This window comes from Bradyrhizobium diversitatis (genome assembly GCF_016031635.1).
Taxonomy (GTDB): domain Bacteria; phylum Pseudomonadota; class Alphaproteobacteria; order Rhizobiales; family Xanthobacteraceae; genus Bradyrhizobium; species Bradyrhizobium diversitatis.
The window spans coordinates 1-763 of the sequence record NZ_JACEGD010000104.1 but is presented as its reverse complement, the minus strand read 5'-3'; the positions used below and the strand labels follow the sequence as shown (position 1 = coordinate 763).

Here is a 763-nt window from a genome sequence, read left to right as displayed (position 1 = left end):
GCGGCGGCATCCGCCGCGCCCTTGGCGTTCTGGCCGGCGACCAGCACCTCGACATCCGCACCGAGCGCGGCAGCCGCGGTCAGGGCCTTGTTGGTCGCATCCTTCAACGACGCGTTGTCGTGTTCGGCAATCAGCAGCGTCGTCATCAGAGCACCCCGGCTTCGTTCTTGAGTTTGGACACCAGCTCGGCGACGTCCTTGACCTTGACGCCCGCCTTGCGGCCCGCCGGCTCCGTCGTCTTGAGAACCTCGAGACGCGCGGCGACGTCGACGCCGTAATCGGCGACGGCCTTCTCCGCGATCGGCTTCTTCTTGGCCTTCATGATGTTGGGCAGCGAGGCATAGCGCGGCTCGTTGAGGCGGAGATCGGTGGTGACGATCGCCGGTCCCTTCAGCTTCACGGTCTGCAGACCGCCGTCGACTTCGCGGGTGACCTTGAAGTCGGATCCTTCGACCTCGAGCTTGGAGGCGAAGGTCGCCTGCGACCAGCCCAACAGCGCGGCCAGCATCTGGCCGGTCTGGTTGGAATCATCGTCGATCGCCTGCTTGCCGAGGATGATCAGGCCCGGCTGCTCTTCGTCGGCAACCTTCTTCAGGATCTTGGCGACGGCGAGCGGCTCGACGGCGCCTTCGGCCTTCACCAGGATGCCGCGGTCGGCGCCCATGGCGAGGCCAGTGCGGATCGTCTCCGATGCCTGCGCAGGTCCGATGGAGACCACCACAACCTCGGTGGCCTTGCCGCCTTCCTTCAGGCGCAGCGCTTC

General features: G+C 66.3%; 1 protein-coding gene and 1 pseudogene. Both read right to left on the bottom strand.

Features of this window, described 5'->3' with window-relative positions; translation table 11 throughout:
• A pseudogene (locus tag H1B27_RS39635) lies at positions 1-146 on the bottom strand (electron transfer flavoprotein subunit alpha/FixB family protein); the annotation flags it as partial.
• The coding region (locus H1B27_RS39630; RefSeq protein WP_197969776.1) for an electron transfer flavoprotein subunit beta/FixA family protein at positions 146-763 on the bottom strand (618 nt) is incomplete at its 5' end. The pseudogene H1B27_RS39635 and the gene H1B27_RS39630, both read right to left, overlap by 1 nt.